At 36.8% G+C, this 571-nt stretch carries 1 protein-coding gene; it reads right to left on the minus strand.

Annotated features, from left to right (window positions below):
* The coding region (locus tag HMPREF9441_RS18760) for a hypothetical protein (protein ID WP_008622971.1) at positions 1-365 on the minus strand (365 nt) is incomplete at its 3' end.
* Between the last annotated feature and the right edge of the window lie 206 nt (positions 366-571).

Consider the following 571-nt stretch of genomic DNA (forward strand, 5'->3'; position numbering starts at 1 on the left):
ATATTCGCTATAATTCCTTTGAACGATTGTACAATCGTTCCTTTCAGGTGGAAGTGGATAGTAATGGACTCTCCCAAAAGATTTTTAGAGTTTTTCATTACTTGTCCGTTAAAGTCGTCAATGGCAGTATCACTCACTACAATGGTAAACTCATCGTGGGCATTGGTATGTTGGGTAAGGTAGGTTTCAAAAGTAGCTCTGTCCAAGAAGTCTTTGCCACCCAGCGTAAGTGTAACCATCACCACAGGGTTGTCCTTGTCCTTGAGGTGGTCTTGATAGCTTTTTACCGATGCAAAGCGGGCAAAGGTTGCAGGATCATTTACACGACCTGAAACGGAATGCGTATTGTGGTTATTGTTCTCCATTGTGAGTGAGTTTTTGTATTATTGCAGACAAATGTACAATTTTTTTTTTGAATAAACAAGTTTTTTCAAATAAATTTCTTTTTGAAAATTAGGAACTTAGGTATTACAAATAAATAAGTTTCTGTACTTTCCCCTTACTATCAAAAGAAAATTCTTTTGCTATTTTGGTACGTCTTACAACTTGTAAAGCTACTTTAGGAGTGAGC

Origin of the sequence: Paraprevotella clara YIT 11840 (genome assembly GCF_000233955.1) — a bacterium.
GTDB lineage: Bacteria > Bacteroidota > Bacteroidia > Bacteroidales > Bacteroidaceae > Paraprevotella > Paraprevotella clara.